The organism is Hydrogenophaga sp., from assembly GCF_035481345.1.
Taxonomy (GTDB): Bacteria; Pseudomonadota; Gammaproteobacteria; order Burkholderiales; family Burkholderiaceae_C; genus Hydrogenophaga.
In genome coordinates this window covers 1-3,440 of the sequence record NZ_DATIGV010000136.1, presented here as the reverse complement: position 1 = coordinate 3,440, position 3,440 = coordinate 1, and the positions used below count along the sequence as shown (strand labels likewise).

At 70.5% G+C, this 3,440-nt stretch carries 4 protein-coding genes; 2 read left to right on the top strand and 2 right to left on the bottom strand.

Going from position 1 to position 3,440, the window contains the following annotated elements:
• Both ispD and ispF read left to right on the top strand, forming a co-directional pair.
• On the top strand, positions 1-625 hold a 625-nt coding region (ispD, locus tag VLG41_RS14855; protein ID WP_325350173.1), incomplete at its 5' end, for a 2-C-methyl-D-erythritol 4-phosphate cytidylyltransferase.
• Positions 622-1,107, top strand: a complete 486-nt coding sequence (gene ispF, locus VLG41_RS14850) for a 2-C-methyl-D-erythritol 2,4-cyclodiphosphate synthase (protein WP_325350172.1) — start codon at positions 622-624, stop codon at positions 1,105-1,107. The genes ispD and ispF, both read left to right, overlap by 4 nt.
• An 83-nt stretch (positions 1,108-1,190) precedes the next feature.
• Here the strand turns inward: ispF and VLG41_RS14845 are convergent, their stop codons facing one another.
• Both VLG41_RS14845 and ompR read right to left on the bottom strand, forming a co-directional pair.
• The gene (locus VLG41_RS14845; protein ID WP_325350171.1) at positions 1,191-2,591 is read right to left on the bottom strand and encodes a sensor histidine kinase; all 1,401 of its coding nucleotides are present in this window, start codon (positions 2,589-2,591) and stop codon (positions 1,191-1,193) included.
• Positions 2,591-3,328: a two-component system response regulator OmpR gene (gene ompR / locus VLG41_RS14840; protein ID WP_325350170.1), complete on the bottom strand. Its 738-nt coding sequence runs from the start codon at positions 3,326-3,328 to the stop codon at positions 2,591-2,593. The genes VLG41_RS14845 and ompR overlap by 1 nt, the downstream gene beginning before the upstream one ends.
• Positions 3,329-3,440: the final 112 nt, after the last annotated feature.

Below are 3,440 nucleotides of genomic sequence, written 5' to 3'. Positions count from 1 at the left end.
GCCCAAGCAGTACCAGCCGCTGGCCGGCCGGCCGCTGGTGCACCACACGCTGGCCGCCTTGCGCGGTGTCGCGCGGCTCGACCGCATCCTGGTCGTGCTGGCGCCCGAAGACGCGCACTGGCCCGGTGACGTTGACGGGGTGGAGGCCGTGCGTCAGGGCGGCGCCACGCGCGCGGAGAGCGTGCTCAACGGTCTGCTGGCCCTGCGCGGGCGCGGCGTGCCCGACGGCGACTGGGTGCTGGTGCACGACGCCGCGCGCTGCCTGGTCACGCCCGGGGAGGTGTCGGCGCTGATCGAGGCCTGCGCCGCCGACCCGGTCGGCGGTCTGCTGGCGCTGCCGTTGCCCGACACCCTGAAGGACGAGGAAGACGGGCGCGTCGCCCGCACCATCGAACGGCGCCACAAATGGCTGGCCCAGACGCCGCAGATGTTCCGATTGGGCGAGCTGCTGCGCGCGCTGCAGGCGGCGCAAGCCAGCGGCTTCGAGGGCGTCACCGACGAAGCCAGCGCGATCGAGCGCACCGGCCAGCGCCCGCGCCTGGTGGAAGGGCGTGCGAGCAACATCAAGGTCACTTATCCGCACGACTTCGCCCTCGCCGAAGCCATTCTCAGGAGCCGTTCATGACCGCGATCCGCATCGGCGAGGGCTGGGACATTCACCGCCTCGTCACCGGCCGCCCGCTCGTTCTGGGCGGCATCACCGTGCCGCACACGCACGGCCTGCTGGGCCATTCCGACGCCGACGCGCTGTTGCACGCCATCACCGATGCGCTGCTCGGCGCCGCCGCGCTGGGTGACATCGGCCGCCATTTCCCCGACACCGACGAGCGCTTCAAGGGCGCGGACTCGGGCGCGCTGCTGGCCGAGGCGGCGTGCCGCGTGCGCGCCGGGGGCTACGAGATCGGCAACATCGACAGCACCGTGGTCGCCCAGGCGCCGAAGCTCGCGCCGCACATTCCGGCCATGGTCGAGCGCATCGCGTCGCTGCTCGGGCTCTCACCCTCGCAGGTGAACGTGAAGGCCAAGACGGCCGAGAAGATGGGCCCGGTGGGGCTGGGCGAAGCGATCGAGGCGCGCGCGGTGGCTCTGCTGACCCGACGGGCCTGACCCAGTGCCGCCGCGGAACTGGCTTGGCCAGGCCGCAGGCGGCGCCCCCTTGAGGGGGGGCGCGAAGCGCGGCGGGGGGGCAGTCAGGGCGCGCGGCGCAGCTTGATGTGCGCCGCCAAACCGCCCGTGCTGCTGTTGGCCAGCGCGAAGCGCCCGCCCATGCGCGTGATCGCGCGCTCGACGATGGCCAGGCCCAGGCCGGTGCCGGTGGCGTCCGAGCGCGCCGCGTCGCCGCGAAAGAAGGGCTGTGTCAGCTGCTCCAGCATCTCGGGCCGCACGCCGCGGCCGTGGTCGCGCAGCTTGATCAGCACCGCGTCGTCCTTGGCCTTGGCGGCGATGTCGATGTGCACCACGCCGGTGTCCGCGTCGCGGCCATAGCGCGAGGCGTTCTCCAGCAGGTTGTTGAACACGCGCTGCAGCTCGACGGGATCGCCCAGCACCTGCAACTCGGGTTGCACGCGCGTCTTGATGATCGTCTTCGGGTCGTCGCCCAGCGCGAACAGCGCCGTCTCGATCACCTCGTTCAGGCTGACGTCCTCCGAGCGCATGTGGTCGGGCCGCGCGTAGTCGAGGAACTTGTCGATGATCGCGTTGACCTGCTCGATGTCGGCCGACATGTGCTCGCGCGCCATCGGGTCGGCCACGCTCATCTCGGTTTCCAGCCGCAGGCGCGCCAGCGGGGTGCGCAGGTCGTGCGAGATGCCGGCGAGCATGAGCGCGCGGTCCTGCTCGATCTTGGACAGGCGCTGCGCCATGCGGTTGAAGCCGATGTTGACCTCGCGGATCTCGCTGGTGGCCACCGTCTCGTTGAGCTGGCTGGCGTTGAAGTCGCCCTCGCGCACGCGGCTGGCCGCGAAGGACAGCTTCTTCAGCGGCCGGTTGATGAGGCGCGCGATGAGCGCCGCGCCCGCCAGTGAGAGCAGGGCGGCCGTGCCCAGCCAGATCAGCCAGGTGGTGCCTGCCACGGGGCCGATGCGCGAGGGATCGGTGAGCAGCCAGTACGGGTCGCCGTCGATGGAGAAGCCGATCCACAGCCCCGCCTGACCGTTCACCTCGCGCGCCACCACGGTGTCGGGCCCAAGCCGGGCCTGCAGCTGCCCGGCCACGTTGCGGCTGAGCAGGTCGGTGTCGTAGTGCTGGAAGGTGTCGTTGGGCTCGCGCGGCGCGATGCGCAGGCCCTCCTCGGCGGCCAGGGTCTTGATGAGCGAGACGCGCGCGATCGAGTCGGAGTGGATCAGCGCCGCGCGGCTCAGGTTGACCAGCGAGGCCAGTTGCTGCGCGCTCTGCAGGGCGCGCGGCTCGTACTCCAGCGCGCGAAAGGTCTGCAGCCACGCGATGATGCAGCCGGTGAGCAGCAGCGTGAGGAAGAAGAAGGTGCGCCAGAACAGGCTCACGCCACGCGTGGGCCGCACCTCCAGCGGGGCCGGGGCGGTTTCCAGCGCGGCGGGTTCGGTCTCGAACGGTACGCGTGACTCGCTGTCCATCAGGAATTGCCGTCCGGCACGAACACATAACCCACTCCCCACACGGTCTGCAGGTAGCGCGGCGAGGAGGCGTCGTCCTCGATGAGCTTGCGCAGGCGCGAGACCTGCACGTCCAGGCTGCGGTCGAAGGGCTCGAACTCACGCCCGCGCGCGAGCTGGGCGAGCTTCTCGCGCGACAGCGGCTGGCGCGGGTGGCGCACCAGGGCCTTGAGCATGGCGAACTCGCCCGTGGTCAGGGGCAGGTCGTTGCCGTCCTTGCGCAGGGTGCGCAGGCTCAGGTCGAACTCGTAGGGGCCGAACTTCACGGTCTCGGCGTCCTGCGAGGGCGCACCGGGCACCTCGGCCGGCGGGCGGCGGCGCAGCACGGCGTGCACCCGGGCGAGCAGCTCGCGGGGGTTGAAGGGTTTGCCCAGGTAGTCGTCGGCGCCGACCTCCAGGCCGACGATGCGGTCGACGTCCTCGCTCTTGGCGGTGAGCATGATGATGGGCGTGCGGTCGCCATTGGCGCGCAGGCGGCGGCAGATCGACAGACCGTCCTCGCCGGGCATCATCAGGTCGAGCACGATGATGTCCACGGCTTCGCGCTGCAGCACGCGGTTCAGGGCCTTGCCATCTTCGGCCAGCATCACTTCGAACCCTTCCTGCATGAGGTAGCGGCGCAGCAGGTCGCGGATGCGGGCGTCGTCGTCCACCACGACGATGCGGTCGGCCCGCTGGCTGGTGTTGGTGGCATTCATCGCTGAGCCTCTCCTGCATTTGTAACAACAGCATTGTGCGCAGTCCGCAAGGGGCAAAAGAGAGGGCTGACCCTCTGTTACAACTCTTGCGCCCTGGCGTTCGCCCATGGAA

Coding starts and splice junctions, on each gene's coding strand:
- ispF (WP_325350172.1), top strand. CDS start 622: ATGACCGCGATCCGCATCGGCGAGGGCTGGGACATTCACCGCCTCGTC.
- VLG41_RS14845 (WP_325350171.1), bottom strand. CDS start 2,591: ATGGACAGCGAGTCACGCGTACCGTTCGAGACCGAACCCGCCGCGCTG.
- ompR (WP_325350170.1), bottom strand. CDS start 3,328: ATGAATGCCACCAACACCAGCCAGCGGGCCGACCGCATCGTCGTGGTG.